This window comes from Micromonospora sp. NPDC049175 (genome assembly GCF_043197345.1).
Classification (GTDB): Bacteria; Actinomycetota; Actinomycetes; order Mycobacteriales; family Micromonosporaceae; genus Micromonospora.
In genome coordinates, this window is sequence record NZ_JBICSY010000011.1 from 117,780 (window position 1) to 141,106 (window position 23,327).

Genomic DNA, 23,327 nt, shown 5'->3' on the forward strand with positions numbered 1-23,327 from the left:
CGGGGCGACGGGCGTGGTGCTTCGAGCGTGGGAGGTAGTCGCAGTGTCCAGCCCGGGTAGATGACGTCAGGGTCGCGAAGTATCCCACCAGTGTGGGGGAAGCGAGTGCCACGGTTGGCGGTGAAGATCTCGGGCCAGCGGTCCGCGTCGCCGAGGCGGTCCTGGGCAATGCGGGACAGCGTGTCGCCACGCCGCACCGTGTAGGTGTGCTCGGCCTGGTCCCTGCCGTTGGCTGGTGAGGTGGTCTGCTCGTCAGCGTGGGCACGCGCGGTGGCTGCTGGGCCCTGCGGTGCACGGGTCGTCTCCGCGGCCGTGGTGGTGGTCGCGCTGGCGTGGGCGGGCGTCGCGGTGGCCGCCGTGCTGACGGCGGTCGCTCCCAGGACAGCCGCCGTGATGCCCTGCAGCGGCCCGGGCATGTGCAGCCGTGGCAGTCGCCGTGACATCCGGGCAGCCTGGGCGTACAGGCGGGCCGTGATGGCGGCGGCGAGCAGTCCCCACAGCAGCCACGCCGCGAGGTAGGCGATGCCGGCGAGGAAGCCGCCGCTGAGGGGCTCCTCGACCCAGCCGCGCAGCAGGGTCGTCCACGAGCCCTGCGGGCGTGGCCACCTGCCGACGCGGACGAGCGTGACCGGCACAGCGACGACCAGCAGCGTGACCGCCGACGTGTGAGCGACCGTAGACCTCATCGCCCCTCCCTTGCCGCCGTGTGTGGGACCCGGACGCCTACCGGCACCGAGCCGGCTTGGCAGCGCCGTGAAACGTTGGCCACGAATCGACCGTAGGGCGAGCGGCAGAAGACGACGCGGTTCCGTTGGCTGACAGGACCTCACACGACCTCACACGACCTCACAAACCCAGCTCAGAGGCAGTCGATAGGAGACGAGACGGTGCGACGGGCGGCATCTGCTGAGGCCAAGACGCGCCTTTGTCAGCAGGGCGAGCTGGCTGTCTGGGACCGAATACGGGGAAGCCGGAGGCAGAAACGGAGCCGGAGCGCAGGGGTAGCACAGTTCGGGCTTTCCCGAAGTGGGTTGCCCGTACGCTCGGAGCGGGCGGCGTTACCGGGTGGGGATGGCGGGCTGGTCGGTTGGGGTGGCTGTCGTGAGAGCCGTGTCGGTGGGAAGGATGCCCGCTGCGGCGAGACGCCGGGCGTGATCCTTCCGCAGGTGGTCGGCCGCGTCGTGGTCGCCGAGGGCGATGAGTGCGCTGACCGCGCGGGTGTGCAGGTCGGCGTTGTAGGGGTCGATGCGGATGCCGGCCTGCAGCCATGCCAGGGCTTCACGGGCGTCAGGGCTGGCGCTGGCGAGAACCGCATGTGCGTCGATGACGTGCCGGCGGGTGGCCTCGCGGATCGGGTCGAGCCAGGGCCAGGTCCGTCGGGCGGCGAGGTCGCCGGGGTAGGCGTCGATGACGGCCTTCCAGGTCGTCGCGTCGGTAGCGACGGCGGTGGTGGCATCGCGGACCGCGTGATGGAAGGCCCACAGATCGACGGTGACGCCGGTGGGGTCGAGGCGGTACCGATCGTCAGTGTGCTCGATGAGGGTCGACCCTCCCGTGGACCGGATGGTGGCGCGGAGGTCGCTGAGGGTGGTGTAGAGGCGGCCGGTAAGAGAGCGGCGAGGCAGGCCCGGCCAGATGGCGTCGGTCAGCTGTCGGGTGTCGGCGCCGTCGGGGTGGGCGGCGAGGAACACGAGGACTTGGAGCGCGGCGGTACGGCGGATCTCCACAGGGTGGCCGTCCAGCAGCAGTGTCGGTTCGCCCAGCACGCGCAGCTGAAGGCGTCGTGTGTCGTTGCCGGAGCGGACGGGGTGGTCCTGGGCGGTGGCCTCCCACTGCGGGGAACGGCCCGCCGAGGCGAGGTCGTGCGACGGGCCGGAGGTGCCAAGCTCTGGCGGTGCCGGGTCGGGGTGGGCGATGACGGAGAGCAGGTCGGTGGCCGTGACCTGGGTAAGGACGCACATCCGTGGCCCGGCTAACCCGCTGCCGTCCTGGTGGTGGGTGCGCCCCGACGGGTCGACCTGCCATGTCTGGCCGGCCGGCCACCGTCCAAGCACGGCCACCGCGGCGGAGGCGGGGGCCAGACCCGCCAGGGTCTCGGCATTGTCCGTCGCGGACGCCTCATCGACGATGAGGGTTGGTCTGGGTGGGCCGGTGCCCTCCTGTGTGTCTCGTTGTGCCTGGTCTCGTCCGCCCAGGCCACGGCCAGGGTGGTCTCCGGAGAAGAACCCTGCTGCCTGCCGGAGGTTGTCGATGACGGCCAGTCCCGGCAGGCGCCGGGCCAGCGTATCGGCGGTGGGGCCGAGCAACCCGGCCAGGACAGGTCGGGTGACAACCACGGACGCTGCCGGGTGATGACGCCCAGCTAGGAGGCTGGTGACGAGCAGTCCTCGCGCCGCGTCCTGCGCCCCCAGCCCGGTGAGACCGACCCCAGCTCGGCGGAAAGCTCCGCTAACGGTTGGCCGGTCGAGCAGCGACGAGCCCGCCGAGACGGCGCCAGGTTCGCGAGGCGGTGGCGTCGAATCGGCGAGGGCGGCTTGCACGGCCGCCACTGTCGGGGGCAGCGGCGCCAGGTCCGTGTCCTCGCGGCTCGGTGGACCGGGCGGGCGGGGCCGGTAGGAGCGACGGCGACGGAGCCACACCAGCGCCGCCGCGGCGCTGACCTGCTCCGCTGTCTCACGCGGCAGCCAGCCACCGGCGACGCTGATCCCCTCGTCGGCCAGGACGTCGCCGTCTGATGGTGTGGGGTTATCCGCGTCCCCGAGGGTTCCTGCCGCTACCGGCTGCGTGGACGGCGGTGGCGGTGCGGCGATCGCGTGGGAGCTGACGCCGAGGACAGCTACGCCGGCGATGCCACCGGCGGTGGCTTGCCAGGGTGTCGGCAGCGGCATGCGCCGCAGCCACGACACGGTCGCGCTCAGGCGGGTCAGCACCCGAATCGTGACCGTGTAGGCGAGCAGGAGCCACACCAGCCAGGCCGCGATGGTCAGCGCGGCGGTGAGGTTCTGTTCGGTCAGCGGATTCTGCACCCACTCGCGTGCCTGCGCGGGGGTCGGCCAACCTTGTATGGGTGCTCCGATCAGTGACAGCAGCACTATCGGGGGGCCGGCCAAAAGGGTGAGGACGAACAGCAGCGACATCAGCTGCCGCGGCCACCGCATGTCACCCGCCTCCACCCGGTGGAATGTCCGCCCGGACCGGCCCCGTGGGCGCTGAGGTGCGGGCGGGCGGGGCGGGGCGCAGGACACGGCTCCAGAGCCGAGTAGCCCACCAGGTCGCGACGGCGATGGCGTAGATGACGCCGAGCACGCCGGCGGCCCGTCTACTGACGATCGCCGCGAAGATCACCGCCAGCGGGGCGGCGAGGATGAGGCGGAACATCAAGGGTGTCACCACCGCCATGACCACGGCGACGCCGAGGAGGAGGCCGCCGACGCGGCCGGCGATGTCGATCCAGAGGATCCGGTCCGGCCACCGGTCGGCGGTCAGGGAGTACTGGATCAACCCCATGCCGAGCGTGGCGGCGACGATGGATCCGGTCGGCGCGGCCAGCAACGCCGACCAGCCGCCGTGCGGGGAACGCCACTGCCGGGCGGCGACGACCGCCATCGCCACGGCCATCACCGACACCGGCGCGATCGGCCACAGCGCCCACTTGAGGTACGGGCCGACGGGCATTCCGAAGTATTGGCTGGTGACCACCGCGTATAGGCCGGCGATCGCCGCGCCGAGGGACACCGCGGCGAGGATCCCGACGCTGACCCGTCCCCCTTCGGTTCGGGTGCCGGGGGTGGGACTGCGGGCGGCGATCAGCGAGCCGAGGACCGTGCCCGCGGCCAGGCACGCCAGCAGGGCCATCACGGCCGCCATCGTGAACTCGCCCCAGTTCACACTCACCGAGTAGTACACACCGAGCGTTCCGTGCCGCTCTGCGGTCAGGAGGCACTGCCAGATCAGGGCCAGCGACGCGAAGCCGGGCACCGCGATAGCCGCCGCCCGCCGAACGGGCGGCACCGGCACCTCCACCCGCTCGACCGTTCCGGTATCGACGGCGCCGACCTCTGCGGCGCCTCGAGCCGCGGCCAGCCCTGGCTCGGGCACGACGAAGGGTGCGGCGCCTGTGTGCTCGGCGATCGCCGCCGCTAGGTGCGGTAGCTGGGCGCTGCCGCCCACACAGTAGATACCGGCGAGGTCGCCGACCGTGAGCTCGGCGGCGGCGACCGTCTCCCGCGTCAACTGCGCCACGCGCCACGCCACCGGCCGGACGGCCTCGTCGAGCATCGCGCTGTTCGCGACTACCGGCGGTCGGTCCGGGAGCGGAACCGTGACAGCCGGATGGCTCACCAACGCTTCCTTGGCGACCCGAATGCTGTCCGCCACCGACGCGCGCGATGCGCCCTGGGCCTCTCCCGTCGACGCGCCGATGAGGGCGTCGGCGAGCGCGTGATCGACGGCCGTGCCGCCAGCCGTGGCGTCGGCGAGGGTCGCGAGGACCTCGAACCCGGCCGGCCCGCGGCGCAGCACCGTCACCTCCGCGCCAGCGCCGACGTCACAGATGACAAGGAACGCACCGACCGGCACCCGCACACCAGTGGTGAGCAGATACTCGGCGACCGCCACCGGGGCCTCTACCAGACGCGGTTGCGGCATCCCCGCTCGGTGCGCGACCTGCCGCATCCAGGTCCGCCGCCGGGGCCCCCACCCCGCCGGGACTACCACCCGCACATCCCGCACCGGCTGACCGACGGCCCGCTCGGCTTCGGCGGCGGCCCGGCGCAGCGGCGACGCCGCCACCTCCAGCGCGTCGCCGCCAGCGTCACCTGTTGTCGCGTCCTCCACCGGATGGCGCGGCCCCGGAATGAACGCTGCGGGCTGTCCCGCCGCCTGTCCGTTCGCGGGCCAATATGACGCGCTGTGTAGGGACGGATTACCGTCGAATGACAGCACGTGCACGCTGCCGTCGGCCCATGCCAGGACGGCCTGGGTGTCGGCGCTGCCGCAATCAATCGACAACCGCGCTTCCCCCGCCCCCATGTCCATAGTCAAACATGAGGATCACATTCACGTCACCTGTCAATCACTCACGGCCAGCAGGGGCCAGCCGGAACCACGGCACCGTCACCGTCCGCCGAACCGCCAGGGGATCTCATCGAGGAAATCCTCGTGCTGGGCCGCCTCCCACGCCCGCATGCTCGGATACCGGTCACCGCAGTACCGCTGCCGCAGATGCTCAGCGAACCGCTCCCGCTCCTGGTCGCCCGTCAGCACGAGCCCGCGATCATCAGCGCCTGCTCGAAGCAAACAACTACCGTCGGGATGGACCGTCACGGTGATCTCGCCCTGGCGTGCCACGGGGGCGCCCGCCGCGAGGTAGGCGAGATAGATGTAGCGGTAGTCGAACTCGTTGTGGCGCTGGTGTATCCAGTCCAACCACCGGTCCACCTCGTCCAAGGCCCACGGGCTCATCGGTTACCTCCCACCCTGAGGCGATCAACCAAGATTCATCAATCCCAGTCGTCAGTTCAAGCCATGACATGCCGGATGCGTCGGGTCCGTGCGCGTCGGCTATGCGCCGCCCCACCACACATACGCCTGAACACACGCCTAATCCACAGGCCGTCGAAGGTTGTCCGAGCCGCTCTTCCGCGGCAGCGGGTCCGTGGATCGACCAGCCCAACCGCTGGCGGACAGCACCGCGATTTCCGTTATGACGGCAAGGACGACGTGCCGACCGTCCAGTACGACGGACCTTTTTCTCCAGGACCAGTGAGATAGGCACGGTCTGCCAACAAACCAAAGCCGGAGCGGCCCGCAATCCGAGCACAGAACGGCATAATTCCGGCCTGACCAGATCGCCACCCAAGACCAACAGCTAATCGAACACTTGTACGATGCCCCGGTGGAGGACACTGCGGCTCGCTGGTGGAACGGGATCTGGGGACGCCTGGGCCGCCGAGATGTGTGGCTCACCCGCGAGATCCGGTGGAAGGTCACTGCCCGAGCCGGTGACACCGACACCGGCCGGGTGCTGCGGTGGGAGTTCGACACCGAAGGCGAGGCCCTCGCCATGGTCAAACGCCTGCTCGCCGCCGACGCGAGCGGCCAATGGCGTAAGCAGTCCGGCGACAGCCAGCCACCGCAGCAGGCATAGCGCCTGGCTTGCGGTCTGCGGCCCTGCAGGGGCTGCGGACCGCAAGCCAGGATCGTCGTCAGGAGCTACAGGTGTTGAGCATGCTCTGCAGGGCGGACTTCTCCGACGACTGAAGGGTCAGACCCCAGTTGTACTTCACGGTGATCCACATCTTGCTGTAAGTGCACCGGTACGACGACACGGACGGCTGCCAGGTCGAGGGATCCTGATCGCCCTTGGACTGGTTGACGTTGTCCGTCACCGCAATCAACTGCGGACGGGTGAGGTCGTTGGCAAAGCTCTGCCGCCGGCTGGTCGTCCATGAGTTCGCGCCGGAGCGCCATGCCTCGGCGAGAGGCACGACGTGGTCGATGTCGACGTCGGAGGCCGCCGTCCAGGTCGCGCCGTCATAGGCGCTGTACCAGCGGCCCGAGGTGGCCGCGCAGGAGCTGTCGACGACGACCGAGGTGCCGTCACGCTTGAGGACCTGCTCGCGGGTGTTGCAGCTACCGCTGATCGTGATCCAGTGCGGAAACAGGTCACGCGAGTAACCGCTGGACGAGCCCTGCGCCGCCACGGTCAGGGCGTTGAGCTGCGACTGCGCCGTCGCCTTCGACGGGATCCCGGGAGGTGTGGCCGACGCCGGCTGCGCGCCGACCCCGACCAGGCCGGCGCCTGAAATGGCGGCAAGGACGACTGCGGTGGCGTGGCGCGTGGCGCGTGGGAGACGGGCTGAGACTCGGTTTACCCGCATGGGGCCTCCTCGGCACTGGGTTGACGGCAACCGTCTCAGACGATGATGGCCATCGAGGGACGCCTCTGTGAAGGGGTAAGGACGTAGCTACGAAACTTCGAAGCGGTTCGCTGGCGTACTGGCACGACCGGGCGGACCGGCGGACCGGAGTCAGCGCAATCGGCAAATCGCAGCCCCTGCATCGCTCGAGTACAGGTGTGCTCTGTCCTGGCCGACAGGTCGGGCACGGTGATCACACCTCATCACCACCGCCTCGCTGGCCATGCCGATCGGCGCAGCCATCGCCACTTCGTCGCCTTTGTACTGATCCCCCTGCAACCCTTTCCGGCCGTCCGCCTCTGTCCAAGGAGCATGGTGGCGGGCGCTGTCAGGAACCGTTCATCGCGCGCACCCACGCGTGTTCGCCGACGTGTCCCTCGACGCAGAACGCAACGCTCGACCGCGCCGGGTCACCGCATGTCACCAGCCACTGCCCATTGACGGCGAGCAGCCGTTGGGACCGCGAGGGCGGTGGCGCTTCTGTGACCTCGACCGACCACGAGTCTCCCTTGCGGTGAAGCGTCCGCCATCCGTCGGCCCCGCCGACGACCCGGTAGAGCCTGCCAACTGCATCCGGCAGGTGGGTTGTTTCGGCTACTAGACGGTCAGCGCGTCCGTCCGACTCGGTGCGCAGGTACCGCTGTCCGGCTTCGGCGGATAGGTTGGTCTGAAACGCTGCCTGCTGCGGCCCAACCAACACAATCGCCCGGCCGGCGCACTCCACTGACGGGTTGTCTGGGCAGCCGACCCCCACGATCGTCTGATTGGGCGCTGGCGCAGTGGCCGCTTCGCCGGCCCACTGTTCGGCCAAGTGCTTCCACCGATGTGCGGGCAGCGCGCCCTCATTCGCTGGAAGTTCCTCCCACCAGCCGGCGCAGACCCGGGCCAGCGCTGCGGCGATCCCTGGATCGGTCAGCCGCAGTGCAGGCCGCAGCTCACCGTCTCGCTCTGCCCCGCCGAACAGACCTGCTCCGATGGCGGCCACTGGCCCGTCCGCCGTCACGGTGATGATCATGTCGGCGACCCATTCCGCCCGCGCTCGGTTGAACTGCACCTTGCCTGGTAGTGAGTCGTCGGCTCGGATCGCGGTGACCCGTCGCTGGATGCTGTCGGCCGCCGCTTCGTCATCGCATGACCAGAGCACGTCGCAATGCACACCGCGGCGGCGCAGCGCGATCACCGCGTCCTTCGTGGCGACCGCCGTTGGCTCGTCCAGGTTGCCGGTGACGATCAGCACGCTGCCCTCGGCCCGCGCTAGGAGGCCTTCCGCCAGAGCACGACCGTGGCCGCCCCGCAGTGTCAGGTCGGCGCACGTGATGGGCGCCTGGGCGTACGGCACAGCCCAGTGTGCGACAGTCGGGACGTCGTCGATCACGGCCTCCGTCGAATCCTGCATGACTCGCTGCAGCTCGGCCTGGAACGCCGGGTCGGCCTCAAACTCCTCGCGCCGCTCGCGGGCCTCATGGCAGATCATCTGCGCGAGGTGCTGCCACTGGTAGGGCAGGCCAAGCACATTCCCGCTGTGTAGGTCCACCCGCACCGGCAGGTAGTGCAGGTCCTGGCTAACGCGAGCCGCCGAATCGATCCACCGCACCCACTCCTGATGCTGGTCGGAGCGAGGCAGCAACCGCTCAGCCTCGCCACCGTTGATCTTCGTACGGATCAAGCGCGGCTGCAGCGCCTCCTTGTGCACCGCCCGGTTGGCGGCCCGCCGCAGCGCATTCACAGTGATCAGCGTCAGGTCTGAGGCGCGTGTCATCTGGCCGGTCAGCCGCTCCCGCACGATCTTTGCGTGCGAGGTACGCACTCGCAGATTGCTCGGGCGACGCCCGGACGCGACCGTCGCACGTCCCTGCTCGGTCACCAGGTAGTAGATCTCGGAGCCGCGCTGCTCCATCGCGACCCACCCCTCCTGAATTAGCGTCACTAGGCCCTCGGTCAGCAGCCGGACATGAACCTTGAAAATGTCCCCGAGTTCGCGTGAGGTGCGGCCTCCCGTGTCCGCCGACTCGTTGATTGCTTTGAGCAGCAACTCCTCGAACTTGCTGTACGGACGGCCGTAGGCGAGCTGGTAAGTGACCACGTACATATTCAGCGGAACCAAGGTCCTGACGATGGTCATGATGTTCACTTCCTTACAGGGGGCTCATGGTGAACAAGGGCAGCCGGGGGTTCATATCCGGCTAGGTCGGCGGGTATCAGCACGGCCCGCCCCTCCTTGAACCACGCTTCCAACCGGTCGACCATCAGTGCGAGGTGCTGCAGCGGCGCCCACTGCTGCGGGTCTCGTGAGACGTAGTGGACCTGCGAGCGGAAGAACTCCCACGATCCGACCAGCACCAGCAGTCGCTCGGCCCGGGAGATGAGCACGTTCATGCGCTGCGGCTCGACGAGGAAACCCAGTCCTGCTTCACTGGCGGCAGTGCTGTTGCGGACCAGGCTGATCGCAATCACTTCGGCCTGGTTGCCCTGGAAGGAGTCGACGGTAAAGAAGCCATCCCTAGCCTGCGCACCGGTGTCGTACTGCGACCGCTGCGGGTCCGGTGCCAGGCGCAGGCCTGCCTCGGCGAGCATCTCACGGAACTCCGGTCCGTCGAGCTGTTGGCGGAGATAGCCGACCTGCTGCGCGTACGGCGAGAGGATTGCGAGGTCCAACGGCGGCTTGTTGTCAACGCGCAGGGTGCGTAGGAACCGGTCAAGCGCGAAAGCCTCGGCGGGATTGCGGTATTTCGGGGTGCCGTGTTCCATAGCCCGGGTCTCATCGGCGGACGCCATCGGCAGATCCAGCCACACTATGGCCCGGCCGTCGACCTCTGCTGGAGCATGCAGGTTGTGCAGGATGCCAGGCTTCGGCCGGCCGCTGTCGGGATCACGGGTGTAGTGCGAAAGTCTCCCCTTGTAGTAGACCTCGGACACTAGCTCGCCGATGTCCGGGTGCATCCGGTGCTGTCCGGTAAGTAACCCCTCCTGCGGCTCGTGATGGGCGCACAGCTTGTGTAGCTGAGCGAACAGCCGCAGCCAGCGCTTGCAGTACTGCTGGAATTCCCCACGCTGCTCCGGGGTTCGGTCACGCCAGCTGAGCAGTACCTCCCGGTCGACGTTTTTGTTTGGCGCCGGCAACGCCTCGAGCGCGGCAACAGTCGAGCTGAGCTCGGCTACCGCCTTTTCGTAGTCCTCAATGCGGTACGGCGACAACTGCTTCGGGTCACCGATAAGGAGCCAGCGATGCCCTAGGAAGAGCGGCAGGGCAAGCTCGAAGCCATGGACCTTGCCCGCCTCCTCCACGATGGCCCAGTCGTAGGACACCTCCCCAGCTAGCGCCGCCAGGTCGCCATCCCCCGTCGTGCTGTAGGTGATGCTGGCGCTGCGCTTGACCAGTTCGCGGAACTCCTTCGGAGTCGAGGCATCACGTGTGTTGAGTTCTGCCACCATGCGCTTGCAGATTGCCAGCCATTCGGCCTGCACGGGCGAGGCGGCGCCTACGGGCTGGACGGCCTCGATCCGGCTGATTGTCTGCTCCAGCAACTCTCGAGTCACTTGCTGTTCCGAGCCCTGCTCCTCAGCACTGAAGCCGCCGGGCTGGTCCGGCTTGGCGCGACGCAGCCGGATTGTCAGCGGCCGGCGCTCCTCAGAGACGTCGGCGAAAGCGTCCTGCTCGACCTTTGCTCGTAACACGTCGACCGCGTGGTGCGCCTGGGCCGTGATGAGCACTTGGGCAACGGGATCCTCCTCCAGAATCTCACGCAAAAGCCAGGCGACCATATGCGTCTTGCCGGTGCCCGGAGGTCCCTGGACGGTGTAGATGGGCCGAACACCGAGTATTGTCTGGATTTGTGTGAGCTTGCTCGAGTCGACGGTCTTGGATCCCAACGGGACCGGCAGCCGCACTGGCCCGCTGTCCATGAGCACCTGTCCCGGCGTGGTCAGGCTTTCCAGCAGGTACGTGTGCTTGGCGAGCTTGGCGATCGCTTGCTTGCGCCGCTTGATCTGCAGCACCTGCCCGCCGAGCCCCTTGGTCCGTAGCACGTGCACATCGCCCACCTGTGGCATTTTCGGCAGGTCCTGGTTCGGCGTCAGCTTCGCGGTACGTCCTGGTATGTCGACGCTGTGCACTACCCACTCAGGATCCGCCGGCCGGTCCTCAATGCTCTCCGAACTTGGCGAGCAAAGCTGGATGAGGTTGTTGCCTGGCTTGCCGCTGTGCTTCTCGCGGAAAAGGAACTCGGCCATACCGCCGTCGATGGCAAACATCCCCGACGGCGGGTGGTCGCGAAGGACCTCGCGCACCTCGACCTGTGTGCAGCTGCCACCCTCTTCCTCGACCTCGACAACCTCGCAGCGGAACAGCTCGGCGTCTCTAACGAGGATGTCGACCTGGTTAGTGATACGCAGGAAATCGCTGAAGCGCTCCTGCTCCTCGCGCCGCTCGCGAGCCTTGTCCACGCGCGGCAGCAAGGCCTCCCACCGGGCCGAGGCGGCGAGGCGGGAACCAAGGACGCGCCGTTCGCGTGTGCTGAAGAACTCCAGCTGTCCCGGCGGGATGCTGACCTGGTTCGCCGCAGCCCCTGACAAATAGTCGGAGGTCCCGGTGCAAAACGCGTTCTGCCAGGTCGGCTTGCCGTCAACCTCGTTGACAGACGGGCCGATGATCAGATGCATGCGTCTGCCGGAGAGCACGTACTTCTCGCGATTGGGCACGGGGGTCAGGGTGGCGCCGTCGGCGAAGTCCTTGTACAGAAAGGTGTGTAGCGCGCTGCGGTGCTCCGCCCGCTTCGGGTCGAACGTGTCGCCCGGCTCGAGCCGTAGCAACTCGCCGAAGCCGCGGTCGAAGCAGTCGGTCACCAGCCGGCGGTTAGCCGGATCGATGATGACAAGGTGCCGACGGGAGGTGTCGTCGTTCTGCCCCGGATCCTGCAGGACGCCGACGATCTCCCTGATGGTTGCCGAGATGTCCGATTGATGCCGCAGCCGCGTCGCCGGATCCTCGGCGATCAGTCGACCGATAAAGTCGACTTCCAGCGCGGTGAGCCTGCCCTTGGGCTTGGCCAACAGCTTCAGGACACCGCGGTACCGATCCCACGGCGCGACGGCGGGCGCGTCAAAGTGCTCGATGTTGAGCATGCACCGGGCGGCGAGCATCCCGAAAGCGAACCAATCTGCGTCCGGCCCGAACGGCGCCCGCCCGGCGAACGCCTCCGGGACGGTCTCCCAGCCGATCCGCGCCGCCCGCGCTGCAGGCCTGCCCAGTCTGATGCTCCATTCGAAACCGCCAAGTCGGGCCGACTCGGGCCCCTCGCCCGACTCCAGAAAAACCGACTCAGGCACCACGTTGCGGTGCACGACCTGCTGGTCGTGTAACAGTCCGAGCCCGTCGGTAAACCGCTCGAGCATCTGCCATAGCGCAACCCGGTCCTCCGGCCTCCCGCTCAGCCACGCATGGTCTCCACGCTGCGGACCGAGGAGGCTGGCCAGATTTTGCAGTCCCTCCGTCTTGAACACCATGATGAAGCAGCGGGCGTCATGATCGATCCCGACGTCGCACAGCTGCAGCAGCGACTCCTCTGAGCCGGGCGTGCTACGCACCCGGTAGAGCGTTCGCAGCTCGGCGTCCCACAAGGCCCGTTGGACGTCGTCGGGCCGCTCATCAATGAACGGCCAGGCCTTGAGTAGCAGCGGCTTGGAGACCTCCTCTTGGTCGAGTGCGCCCCAGAGCTCGCCGTCACCGGGCTTGGAGATCTCTGAGCCGATGAGTTTGTAGCGGCCGTTGAGCAGCAGCGCACTGGACCCGAGACTCATGTAGACCCTCACCTTCGCCGGATGTTCATCACGAACCTAGCCAACGCCGGAAGCGCTGACATCCCGCACGCGTTCGTCTCAAAGACCCGAAGGTACGAGGCGGTCCACGTATCGTGGTTCGCTGGGGCAGGGGACTCGCGCACACGAGTGCCATTGCAGCTCGGGCAGAGCCGCGAAATATGGAGCGGCACTTCAAACCCCCCGCCGAGGCAGGCGATTTACTAGTCCGAGCGGACCGGTCCACGGTGCATCGCGGGGCGGGTCAGGTTTACTCGGTCGCTGAAGCCGCAGCCGCCTCCAGTGCAGAAGCGACGCCCAGCTCAATGTCGCGCACTCGTGCAGTGAGCCTTCGCGCCTACCGATTACGTGATGAGAACAGTGATCATAAGGGTCACTATGGTGTCTACTGCGGCCCCAGCTCTGCGGGATCCTGACTCTAAAGAAAAGCAGGGGGCCCGACGAGCGCAGCCAGGCGGATCCCAAACCGAGCACACAGGGCTTGTCGGTCTCCGTTAGGAACAACGCTGACGACCGCTTTAGGAAACCGCTGCTCTATCCACTGAGCTACGAGGGCGCGAGGGCCCAGTCTCGCGAGGGCGAGCGTTCACATGGGGTAGCAGGGAGTGGCCCAGGTTCACCCACGTCAGCGCATCCCTGTCATCCCAGCCGAGGACCACCCCGAGCACACGAACCCCGGCTTGCGACCGATAGTCGACCGTGGGGCCCCGCGCAGGCACCGGTTGACCCGACTTGGCACCCGCTGGAGCACACGCCACGGAAATCATCGAAGACCAGCGACGCGCTACGTCGTCACCGTGCCGCAGATGCTTCAGCGGTCGCCGGAGCAGCGGCCCGCTGCTGGCCCGGCCGACCGTCAGCGATCCCGTTCCCGCCACGCTCGGCGACCAAGCGGACCAGCTTGCGGAACTGGGCGGGGTCCGCAGTGAACGGGAGGATCCACTCTTGGCGGGCTGCGGAGATCACCTGCATCCACGCATCCTCGGTGATCTCCGGAGTGAACCAGACGCCGAGGTTGCGAGGAGTACACGACTATCAGAGAGGACGACGTGAGCAGCCATTACATCGTCATCACCAGGGAACCCGGCGCTGGCATGACCACGCTGATCGACAGCTTGCGGCGCGCCGGTCACGCCTGGCCGAGCTGACAGACCAGGCCGGCTGCTTAACCTCAATCGCCCTCGCTGTCGGTGCCTTCAGGCACAGCAGCCAGCCCGCCCAGATCTTCGAACCGTTGGTCCGCCAGCTCGGTGAGCCGCTGCAACTGTCGACGCAGGCTGAGACGAAGCCCTACGTTGGGGAGGCTTCGCTCAGAGATCCTACTGCTGAGTTTGGCAGCCACAGCCGCCCGTCGGGCGATTCTCAGATCGGGATGACCAAGGCGGGCGCGGGTCTGAGGGGACAGAACATCGAAGCGCACGCTGGCTGGCAGTACGGGCACGTCGGCGACGGGCGGTACGCGCTTTTCGTTGAACAGCATGTCGGAAAATTGGCGCTCAATCGCATACTCGAGGGCGCTGACGTACTTCCTCGCCAGGTCTCTCTGTTGGTCTGTAGGCCACAGCGGCCAAACCTCGACCTCTACGACCTCTAGCGGATCCAGCACCCCCATCGCGATCGCGTCCGTGCGCTGATTTGTCAGGTGGCGTCGAATCCGCGTGCTGACTCCTTCTGTCGTCTTCCCTACATACATGGCTACGCCGTCGAAGTCATAGAAGACATATACGCCGTAGCCGCCTGAACCGACCTTCTTGTTGCCAGCCTGCCATTCGTGCCGGATGTTCCTGTGTCCCGCTCGAAGCTCTATACCGCGCGCGAGCATGCTTCGTGTCGCCAGCGCCTCTTCCAGTTCGGCCGACGCTTTCCTCAAGGGATCCCGAACTTCAGCGAGGTCCGCCTTGCACCGTTTGAAACCGCGACGAGGCGAGGGCGCGGCAAGAATCTGATTCAGGCGGGCTAGCCTTTGCGCTTCCAATGCCTTCAGGCCAGATACTTCGTCAGTCAGCTCGTTGATGAGCTTGTCCAACACGGCAGCATCGCGGTCGAGGGCGCTGAGGTCTGCGGCGTCTTCGTCGAGCGTCAGCTTCAGGCCATCATCCAACAGCTGATAAAATTCATTGATATCGGGCGTGTCGGCGTTGTAGTTCGGCGGCGGGACGAGTCCGGGCATGACTCCAGAGGCTAGCGCAGACGATGAGCGAGGACCGTAACCGGCGCGTCTACACCAATCCCACCAAGCCGGGTGCCCCGGACCTGCCGGGGACCTAATCACGACGCAGCGGCTCACTGGACTGCCTGCCAGCCTCTTCGTGGCGCAGCGCATGCCAGCTGGCTGGCTGCTACTGGGACAGGACGAGGCGCTTGACGCGGGAAGCTGCTTCTGTCACCAGCTCGTGCTCCCAAATCCTGACCACCGTCCAACCCGCATTTTTAAGCTGGCCATCGACGACGACGTCGCGATTGCGGTTCCTCTCGATCTTTGCATGCCAGTAGCCCGTCGGATCCGAGGGCATACGCCCGTGTTCGGGACAGCCATGCCAGAAGCATCCATCGAGGAAGATCGCGATTTTTCGTCGCGGGAAAACTATGTCAGGGCGAACCTTTCTGTCCTGCAGCTGGAGCCGTAGTCCCACGCGGTATCGAAGGCCTTGCCGGAACAGCTCGCGCCGCAGCGCAAGTTCCGGCTTGGTGCTGGAGCTTCGATTAGCCTTCATTGACTTAGAAGCACTTGAGGGCGGTGGAGTCGTCGGGAGCCTGACCGTGGGCAATGCGCTACCTATCAGGATGTTGGGAAAAGGCCTTCCGGCTCCTCGACGACTCCTTCGGCGCCTTCGACTTCGATTACGCCGTCCAGAGCCTCGTAGCGGGCGCGCGCTAGGTCGTTGAGCCGTTCCGTCTGTGTCAGCAGCGTTCGCCTCAGTCCCCGTGACACCTTGCGCTCACTGATGTTCTTAGCAAGAAGCGAGATCGTCTGCGCGCGCCTAGCGATCCGGGTGTCCGGGTGGCTGCGATCGGGAAAAATGCTGTCCGGAATGATGGTGCAGGTCAGCGGTTCGGGGAGCTCCACTGGCTCAGCCTCGGGGATATCGCCTTCGTTGAGGATGGCGTTGAAGGCGCTCGCCTCGAGCAATTTCTGATAGACGGTGTATTCATACGGATCGAGAGCAGCTTTGCGAGCCCTCGATGGTAGATCACCGATGTGTGGCAGCGACCACATCGAAACCGTATGGACCTCGAATGGATCGAGCACGTACTTCGCCACTGCATCAGACCGCTGGCCGGTCAGGTGCCGCCCGAGCCTGACGCCGAAGCCCTCAGCCGTCTGCCCAACGTAGATGGGCTCTCCGTCGTAGTCGTAAAAGGCGTAGATGCCGGCCTTGGCCTTCCCGATGGTCTGGCCCGGGCGCTGGGGGTCGGGCCGCCTAAGGGCAGCGGTGATCGCGTCCCGGATGGCCTGCACCTCCCGGGGCAGAAGCGTCGTCGTGAGGTCGATACGGCGTGTAGACAACGGCAACCTCCAGGGCGATGGACAGGCTCGCCCTCGGAAGGCTACCCGTCGCCTGGCTCGTTGTCTGGCCGCAGTACAGGGATCAGGTAGTGCTTGCCGATCCAGCGGACGACGTCTACTACTACGGCGTCGCCGAAGCCAAACAGTTGCTGGTTAGGTGTGCCAGCAACGAGCTTGTAATCCGTAGCGCCCATGAGGTTCGCGTATTCGCGCGGCGTCATCCAGCGGATCCGAGGTTCGCGGCCGTGGCCCAACTCGACTAGCGCCTGCTTGCTCGATCCCCCGCCGGTCGTTCGTAGACATCCAGCGATTGCGTCACGTCGGAGCTCCCACATCGAGACACCTTGCCGTGTACGTCGATAAGCCGTTCGATAGTGAAGCCGATCCGCGGTACGGAGAGACTCGAACCGCGCTCTTTGTCCGTCGCTGAGCGAGCCCACAAAGGCTTCGACTCGCTGCTCATCCCACCATGCACCTGGCGGCACGTTGTGCTCCACCACTGCACCCAGGTCCTTCGGTCCTTCGGGGAGGCCAGGAAGGTCGAGGTAGTGCATGTTGATGTTCTCGTTGTGCGCTTCGTGAATTTTTCTAACCCATGCCGGCCGAACGTCGCTAATCTCTGGAATTCCGACATGCGCGTTCTTCGGAAGCTCCTCTTTGGCGATTCCTACAATGAACATGCGCGGGCGGGACTGCGGAACGAAGTGCCGGGCGTCGATAGCCATCACATCGAGCGAATAACCCAACTCATTCAAGCACCGAAGCGCGTCGGCCAAGTCATTGCCGCCGTGACTGGTCGCGAATCCGTGCACGTTCTCGAGTAGGATCACACGCGGCTTCTTCGGAAGCTCCTTGACCACCCGGGCGAACTGCCAGAACATTCCGGATTGCTTGCCGAGTAGGCCACGGCGGTTGCCAGCGAGGGAGAGGTCAATGCAGGGGAAGCTGCTTGTCGCGAGCTCAATTTCAGAAGGAAGAGACTCTCCGCTGATATCACAGATATCATCGACCTTGAAGTGGTCCTCGGCATCGGGGTAGTTCGCATAGTATGCGTCGAACTTCGCCTGCTTGATGTCATTGGCCCAAACGATTCTCACTCCGAGCGGCTCCAGCGCCGTCCGCACGAGGCCGATGCCGGCAAAAAATTCTGCGGCATTGATCGCCCTAGTTTCCATGCGCCCTCCATCGCCGATCATCGTTGCAGCAGTCTATAACCTGCGATGTCGAACTGACGAGGAATGACGCCAGCCTGTGACCAATCCAATCATACGCCCCATGCGGCACCTGCGTTCCCGATCAGCTAGCTACCCAAAGTAACGATAAACCGCTCGTTGAGTTACGGGACAAGCAAGGCTAGTTCTTGCAGAGAGGTGCCTCACGGTTCGTCATCAACGAGCTCACGCCGGGCTTCAGCCAGCCTCGCGTCAAATACCAGTAAACGCGTCCTCGAATTCCAGATCGCAACGTTCCGAACCTCCGCACCCAGGCTATCGGCCAGCCCAACAGGATCCGTCACACTCTTTTACTCATGCTTGTCAACAATCGCTGCATTCCGCCGCGAGGTCACCTTGGCCTCGAACAGGACGAGGCGTTTGTCACCGCCAAGGGCCGATTCGGGCGCAACCAAACGGAACGCCAAAGTCACCTGGTGGGGATGCAGTTCATCTTTTGCCTGTCCGGGAAGCGATGGCTCGCCGTCCTTCGCCCGGTCAACAACCGGATAGATCAGAATCGAACCCGATCGGGGCTCGACATGCCGCCTCGCTTGCACCTCGCCGATTTCTGTGTTGTTGACAGCTTTGTTATATTCTGCTGGCACGCGTTTGATTACTTCTCCGGGGCCGCGGTGTTCGAGTTTGCTGATTCCGCCGTAGTAATCGGGCTTCTGCCGGGTTCTGGTGTGGACGCTGATCGGTTCGTGTCCCAGGATCCGCCGGTTGGCCGCTGAGCCCTTGTGCTGCGGCAAGATGACGACCCAGCCGCTGATTTGCTCCGGGGTCAGCGAGGTGAGCCATCGCAGATCGGGCGTCAGCGCATCATCGGTTGCGAGGCGAAGCGATTGCATAACGCTGAGCAGGATCGGATGGCTGACTCTGCCGATCCAGGCGTGGTAGTTCCAGCTTTCGGGTGTTCTCTCTGACTCGTCGCTATCAGGCTCCGGAGCGTTGGGCAGCTCGCCGTAAAGGTGGGCGTAGGTTTTCGCGGCATCGAGAAGCGGTTGAAAGGCCCTTGTGTTGGACTCGATGAGTTTGGGGTTGGCCGGCCACCGCCGCGGCTCGACGGCGATGCCTGGCGAGCGGCGTTCGGCGAGGTCGGCGTTGTACATCTTGTTGGCTGCCGTGGGTTTGAGCCAGTCGAGATGCTGGGCGACCAGAGGTGGCACCTGGGCGGGTGTGAGTTGAGACTTACCGTCGACGGGTGTGGCGTACCGGCGCAGCTCGGTTCGGAAGTGTTCCTCGTCGCGACAGCTTGCCTCGAAGGCCGTGTGCAGGGACGGGGTGATGTATAGACGGACGAGGTCCCGGTAGTGCGGTCGGAAGCCGAACCAGCGTCCCATCTGCATCAAGGTGTCTTGCTGTTTTGTAAGTCGCCGGTAGTAGGAGATGGTGAGGCCCTCGACGGTGAAGCCACGAGCGAGGCTGTTCCCGCCGACGAGAATCTTCCAGACTCCGCGCTGGTCGAAATCGATCTGTTCGTTCTCGAGGCTCTTCTCGCTGTTGACGACGATTACAGGGTCGCCACCTTGGCCGATGTTGCGGATCGCCTGAGCGACGTAGGGCGTCAGCTCTTCATAGGAGTCGGGAATGCTGTCTCCGTCTGCGAGCGCCTGACTGACCGGGCGGATGTCGTCCTCATAGAGCTTGCATAGCCGCTCAGCGCTAGCTGGCGCGAAATAGCCGCCGGTTTCCCACAGTTGGCGCACTTCCGTTGCTTTGTCGCTGTGGACCGCACGATGCATGGCGTGGTGTACCAGCATGGTGTGGTGCCGGAAAGCTCCCTCGCCTCGGTCTTGCCGGTAGAGCTTGATCGCCCCCGTCAGCACGAAGGCGTCAATGGCTTGCCTGAGGTGGGATTCGTCGGCAGGGTCGTCCGGTAGCGGACGTACGTGCGCTTTCTCCTTCGAGCTCGCGAAGTTGCGTTCGGTGTCATCGAGGTCGGCGTCGAGGTCATGGAAGTCGGCGGCTCCCATGTATCCCGGCGGCCGGTCGAGGGAGAGGATGAAGTTGCTCGGGAAGATGTCTTCCGTATCGCTGGGGTCAACGAAGACGTTGGCGAACGGCGTCGCGGTGTAGCCAACGTACTGGGCCCGCGGAAGCAGCGTCAGCAGCTCGCTGATGCGCTGGTTGATGCTGGTCCGCTCTTTCTGATCTTTTGCCCATTTCTTGGGGTTGCTAGTGTTCGGAGACGCTTGATCGGACTCGTCGTCGATGATCAAGGCCGGGATGTCGGCGAGACGTGTGGTGATCTTGCGTAGATCCTTGACCAGCTTAGCCAGCACGCGGTTGTTTTTCTTCACAACAACCAGGCGCGCATGGCTACCTCTGAGATTGAGTTCGTCGAATAGCGGTCGAGTCCGATCGGGCCGCTCGAAGTCAAGGGCGCTGATGCCTTGTTGCAAGCTTTGATAATCGAAGTCTCGCGTGGTGAGGCGGACGACGTCGGGCTGCCCCACTTCACGAGGCAGCACGCCGTGCCGGACGAACTTTCCGTCGCGCCAGTCTCGATCGGCGTGGTAGTCGAATGCTTCGGTGTCGTGTTCGCTGATGCCCCGAAGCAGGTTCTCGCGGCCGACGAGTTCCATGTCGAGTCGTCGCTGGGTCTGGGTTCGTAGCAGGTTCGCGCTGCCACTGAGCACGATGAAGAGCCGGTAACCAGCGTCGATGGCTTTGGCGATGACACCGGTGAAGTTTGCTGTCTTGCCGCTTTGGACGTAGCCGACGACCAGGCCCTTCGCCTGGTGGCGTTTGGAACCGGCGGGGTTCGCGAGGCGCTCCACGACTTTGGTCGTGGAGGCGTCGAGCGCGGCGACTGCTTTGGGGTCAAAACCGCGCGCGTGCAGCAGGTGGTTGCGGTAGTGGTCCCAGTAGAAGTCACGGTCGTGGCGGACGCTCTCGGTGTACCAAGGTGACCATTCGCCCTCGATGATGGTGCCTTCGGTCGCCGCAATGGGCACCATGTCCAGCACTAGCGCTGCTGCTTTGTCACCGAGGCCGAGCAGCGAGGTGATACGGGCCCGCCGCTCGGGGGTGTTGTGGGGCGTGCCATCAGTCCAGGTGCTGCCTTCAGCAGCGTCCCAGGTGGCAAGCCGTACAGCGAAGTCTATCCGGAGGCTATCGTTGGGGTCCACGGCAGTGAGGTAGGCGCAGAGGCTGTCGTCGTCGGTGCAGATGGACAGGTCCTCTGTGAGGGCTGCGACTAACGCATGCAGGCGGCGGGGTCCGCGCAGATCCATGGCCTTGAGCGCTTCTCGGTAGCTGGTCGCAAAGGGGTCGGTCATGGGTTCACCTCGGTGGCGATGATGTCGGCGAGCGGCTCAGGGACGGGCGCGCCTGCTTCTTGATGGGTCAAGTCGATGCGGTATCGGACGTCGGTGACGTGGCTGTAGTCGAAACCCGTGCCTGCGAGTTGCTGTGCAGTAAGCCTTGGGAAGTCTTCGGCAACGAGAAAGGCTCGTGAAGGACTTCGTCGCCGCCAGCGCGTGACGCACAGCTCATCGAACGGTTCTGCCCAGCCTGCTGCAGCCAGTTTGGCGGCGATCTCCACGCTGGCAGTTGTGCTCGCGGCAGCGCTCCGGGCAGCGGCAACGAGCTCGCTCAACCTCCAGCCCTGTCCCGGGCCGGCTTCGGTGACCTGGTGGGAGACGAGCCACAGCGGCACCGACGGTGTCGCTTGCAGCTGCGTAAGGGAGCCGATCCAGTGCGTCCGGCTCTCCGAGGCGGTGGTTTTGACCTCGACATCGAAGTTCTCGATAGCGAAGTCGTGTTCTTCACCATGCGGTCCGCGCCAGCCCGACACAGCAGCCTGCGGCCCGAGTCGCTTGCATGCCCCGATCAAAGTCAGTAGTTCGCCACAGAGGCCCAGCTCACGCTCTCTGGAGATTGATCGGTTGCGTCCCATCAAACGCGTGAGCAGCCGTAGGGTCTCCGTGACGGCGACTCCGAATCCTTTGCTGTCCAGCTGGGCTCGATCGGCTATCGCGCAGAGAATTGGATAGGCGTCCACGAAGAGTGATGGGTCTGTGATCACGACCTGTAGCAGGCCAGGATCGAGGGGCGATGGCCGCACGCTGAGATGTTCCAAGCGGGACCGTGGAACAGCCTCGCGGTCAGCAAGCGGTCCCTGCAGAGTGATGGAGGGACGTTCTGGATCGATCGTGAGGGTCAGTGGTGGCTTCTTGCCCATCGGATGCGCCATTGGTACGCCGGCAGCGAGGTACTCGCGGAAGCCAGTGACGCTGAGGTGCTGTCGGGTCACCAGGTTACGCCGCGGGCGTGCTGGGACCGGGCGGCACTCGTCAAAATCTCCTGCCACATGGCGATGTTGTCCTTGTCCTTGGCGCCAAGGTACTCGCCCTCGAACACGTCCTCAAGCAGGAGATAGAGCAGCGCCTTCACGAGCGGAGCATCGTTCAGGCCGCCGCGTCCGCTCCCTATCACGGCAGGGCGATAGTGGTCGTTCAGCCACAAGGTGCGGTTTTCGCGATCGACAGCGAACAGCTCAAGGCTCTGGAACCGGCGCCACCTGATGTCGATCGGGTCTTCGCCGGCCATGAACGGGACCTCGTCGCTGATGGCCTTCCTGACGAGAGGGTCGAATCCTTTGCCGGGAGGGAGCATCTTCCGCCTGTCTCGGCGGCGTTCTCGTGATCGTTTGTAGGCGGCTTCAGCATCTCGAAGGTAGGAGGCCATACGAGCGCCGTCGGCGTCGCGAGCGGCTTCGGCGAGGTGGGCGAAGTCGGGCCCGACCGTCACCCGCGACTTCTCCGGGTTCATCGAGAAGAGGCCCGCCACGTCGTCGTTGATGTCGATCGCGACGCGGGCGAGTTGCAGCCGGGGGTCAGCGGCGGTGAGGCCATCCCAGCCGCCGGCCTGCAACAGCCGATCGGCTCGGTAGAAGTAGAGGCCCTGTCGTTCGATGGCACCGCCCGGCAGACGGAAGTTCGGGGACTTCGTGCGGCCAGGCCAGACATGGCAGGTGAACTCAATCCTCTGGCCGTCGCGTTCCGCCACGAGGACCTTTGGATAATCGGGATGGCCGGTGTGGTGGTAAGCAAACGGATCGATCGGCTCGACTTCGAACTGGCTGCCGACAACGGAACGATCTGCGTCGGCGACGTCAACGGCGATCCGCAAGGCTTCCCGCGCTAGGAATCGGTGGAGCACCAGTCCGAGGTGGTCGAGAATCTTCGATATTGTAGCGTTCAAGAACGCCTGCACGCGGTCCGGATCGTCCGTCACAGTGAATCCAGTGATGTCATCCCAACGGATGACAGTACGACCGCCCGCGCCTGCTGACCTGAAGCCCCATTCTTGATCCAACTCGTCGTTGACGCAGTCGGTCGGCACGATGTCGCATCGGAAATCCGAAAGGTCATTCAGCGACCAGCGACGACCATTCGTTTCACTGTCGACGGAGCGGCTGAAAACTGTCAGGTTGCGAGCTTGACTGAAGGATGCAGCCTTCATCCCGAGACCGAACTTCCCGAGGCTACCTGCCTTGTATGCACGATACCCGCCGACGGTCATGGCCGAATCGATAAGGTTGGAGGAGATGCCGTGACCATTATCGGCAACGTACAACGAGCGTAGTCGGCCGTCGCGCTGCACGAATCTGATGATCACTTCGCTCGCGGCGGCGTCGATGGCATTGTCAACAAGGTCCGCTAAGGCCGTCTCGATCCGATGATTGCGTCCGAGGCCGTCAAGGGCATGCGGGTCAGGGGGCAGACTGACTGAACCGCTAGTTGGAATTTCTTCTCGCCAAGTCAACAACTCAGACCCCGTCCGCCCTCTTTCGAGACACATCCCATACAGAGTTAATCACTGCAGATGAAGCCGAATTCTACCCGATCGCCCCGTTGATGA

General features: G+C 65.2%; 14 protein-coding genes and 2 pseudogenes. 1 reads left to right on the plus strand and 15 read right to left on the minus strand.

Going from position 1 to position 23,327, the window contains the following annotated elements:
• Positions 1-161 precede the first annotated feature (161 nt).
• The 4 genes and pseudogenes from ACGFH8_RS31290 to ACGFH8_RS31305 all read right to left on the minus strand — a co-directional run.
• Positions 162-686, minus strand: a pseudogene (locus ACGFH8_RS31290) (hypothetical protein); the annotation flags it as partial.
• A 372-nt stretch (positions 687-1,058) separates the two neighbouring features.
• On the minus strand, positions 1,059-3,158 hold the full coding sequence (locus ACGFH8_RS31295) for a hypothetical protein (protein WP_393374289.1): 2,100 nt from the start codon (positions 3,156-3,158) through the stop codon (positions 1,059-1,061).
• Between the two features lies 1 nt (position 3,159).
• A complete protein-coding gene (locus ACGFH8_RS31300; RefSeq protein WP_393374292.1) occupies positions 3,160-5,010 on the minus strand; it encodes an Hsp70 family protein in 1,851 nt (616 codons plus the stop codon).
• Positions 5,011-5,115: 105 nt separating this feature from the next.
• Positions 5,116-5,463: a hypothetical protein gene (locus ACGFH8_RS31305; protein ID WP_393374295.1), complete on the minus strand. Its 348-nt coding sequence runs from the start codon at positions 5,461-5,463 to the stop codon at positions 5,116-5,118.
• Positions 5,464-5,896: 433 nt separating this feature from the next.
• On the opposite strand from ACGFH8_RS31305, the gene ACGFH8_RS31310 reads away from it, so the two are divergent.
• Positions 5,897-6,148 carry a hypothetical protein gene (locus ACGFH8_RS31310; RefSeq protein WP_393374297.1) on the plus strand — a complete coding sequence of 84 codons (252 nt, stop codon included), beginning with the start codon at positions 5,897-5,899 and terminating at the stop codon, positions 6,146-6,148.
• A gap of 58 nt (positions 6,149-6,206) precedes the next feature.
• Here the strand turns inward: ACGFH8_RS31310 and ACGFH8_RS31315 are convergent, their stop codons facing one another.
• From ACGFH8_RS31315 to ACGFH8_RS31365, 11 genes and pseudogenes are all read right to left on the minus strand, one after another.
• Complete coding sequence (locus ACGFH8_RS31315; protein WP_393374300.1) at positions 6,207-6,881, minus strand: HNH endonuclease family protein; 675 nt, start codon at positions 6,879-6,881, stop codon at positions 6,207-6,209.
• Between the two features lie 367 nt (positions 6,882-7,248).
• Positions 7,249-9,042, minus strand: coding sequence for a hypothetical protein (locus tag ACGFH8_RS31320; RefSeq protein WP_393374302.1), 1,794 nt, complete (start codon positions 9,040-9,042; stop codon positions 7,249-7,251).
• A 5-nt stretch (positions 9,043-9,047) separates the two neighbouring features.
• Positions 9,048-12,716 carry an AAA domain-containing protein gene (locus tag ACGFH8_RS31325; RefSeq protein WP_393374305.1) on the minus strand — a complete coding sequence of 1,223 codons (3,669 nt, stop codon included), beginning with the start codon at positions 12,714-12,716 and terminating at the stop codon, positions 9,048-9,050.
• An 855-nt stretch (positions 12,717-13,571) separates the two neighbouring features.
• Positions 13,572-13,706, minus strand: a pseudogene (locus ACGFH8_RS31330) (IS5/IS1182 family transposase); the annotation flags it as partial.
• Between the two features lie 199 nt (positions 13,707-13,905).
• Entirely contained in the window at positions 13,906-14,904 is a 999-nt protein-coding gene (locus ACGFH8_RS31335; RefSeq protein ID WP_393374307.1) for a GIY-YIG nuclease family protein, read from the minus strand.
• Positions 14,905-15,073: 169 nt separating this feature from the next.
• Entirely contained in the window at positions 15,074-15,448 is a 375-nt protein-coding gene (locus ACGFH8_RS31340) for a very short patch repair endonuclease (protein WP_393374309.1), read from the minus strand.
• Between the two features lie 65 nt (positions 15,449-15,513).
• Positions 15,514-16,242: a GIY-YIG nuclease family protein gene (locus tag ACGFH8_RS31345; protein ID WP_393374312.1), complete on the minus strand. Its 729-nt coding sequence runs from the start codon at positions 16,240-16,242 to the stop codon at positions 15,514-15,516.
• Between the two features lie 41 nt (positions 16,243-16,283).
• Positions 16,284-17,438: a DNA cytosine methyltransferase gene (locus tag ACGFH8_RS31350; RefSeq protein ID WP_393374314.1), complete on the minus strand. Its 1,155-nt coding sequence runs from the start codon at positions 17,436-17,438 to the stop codon at positions 16,284-16,286.
• 326 nt (positions 17,439-17,764) lie between these two features.
• A complete protein-coding gene (locus tag ACGFH8_RS31355; protein WP_393374316.1) occupies positions 17,765-20,740 on the minus strand; it encodes a Z1 domain-containing protein in 2,976 nt (991 codons plus the stop codon).
• Positions 20,737-21,717, minus strand: coding sequence for a PD-(D/E)XK motif protein (locus ACGFH8_RS31360; protein ID WP_393374319.1), 981 nt, complete (start codon positions 21,715-21,717; stop codon positions 20,737-20,739). The genes ACGFH8_RS31355 and ACGFH8_RS31360 overlap by 4 nt, the downstream gene beginning before the upstream one ends.
• A complete protein-coding gene (locus ACGFH8_RS31365; protein WP_393374321.1) occupies positions 21,714-23,267 on the minus strand; it encodes an ATP-binding protein in 1,554 nt (517 codons plus the stop codon). Before ACGFH8_RS31365 ends, ACGFH8_RS31360 begins: the two co-directional genes overlap by 4 nt.
• Between the last annotated feature and the right edge of the window lie 60 nt (positions 23,268-23,327).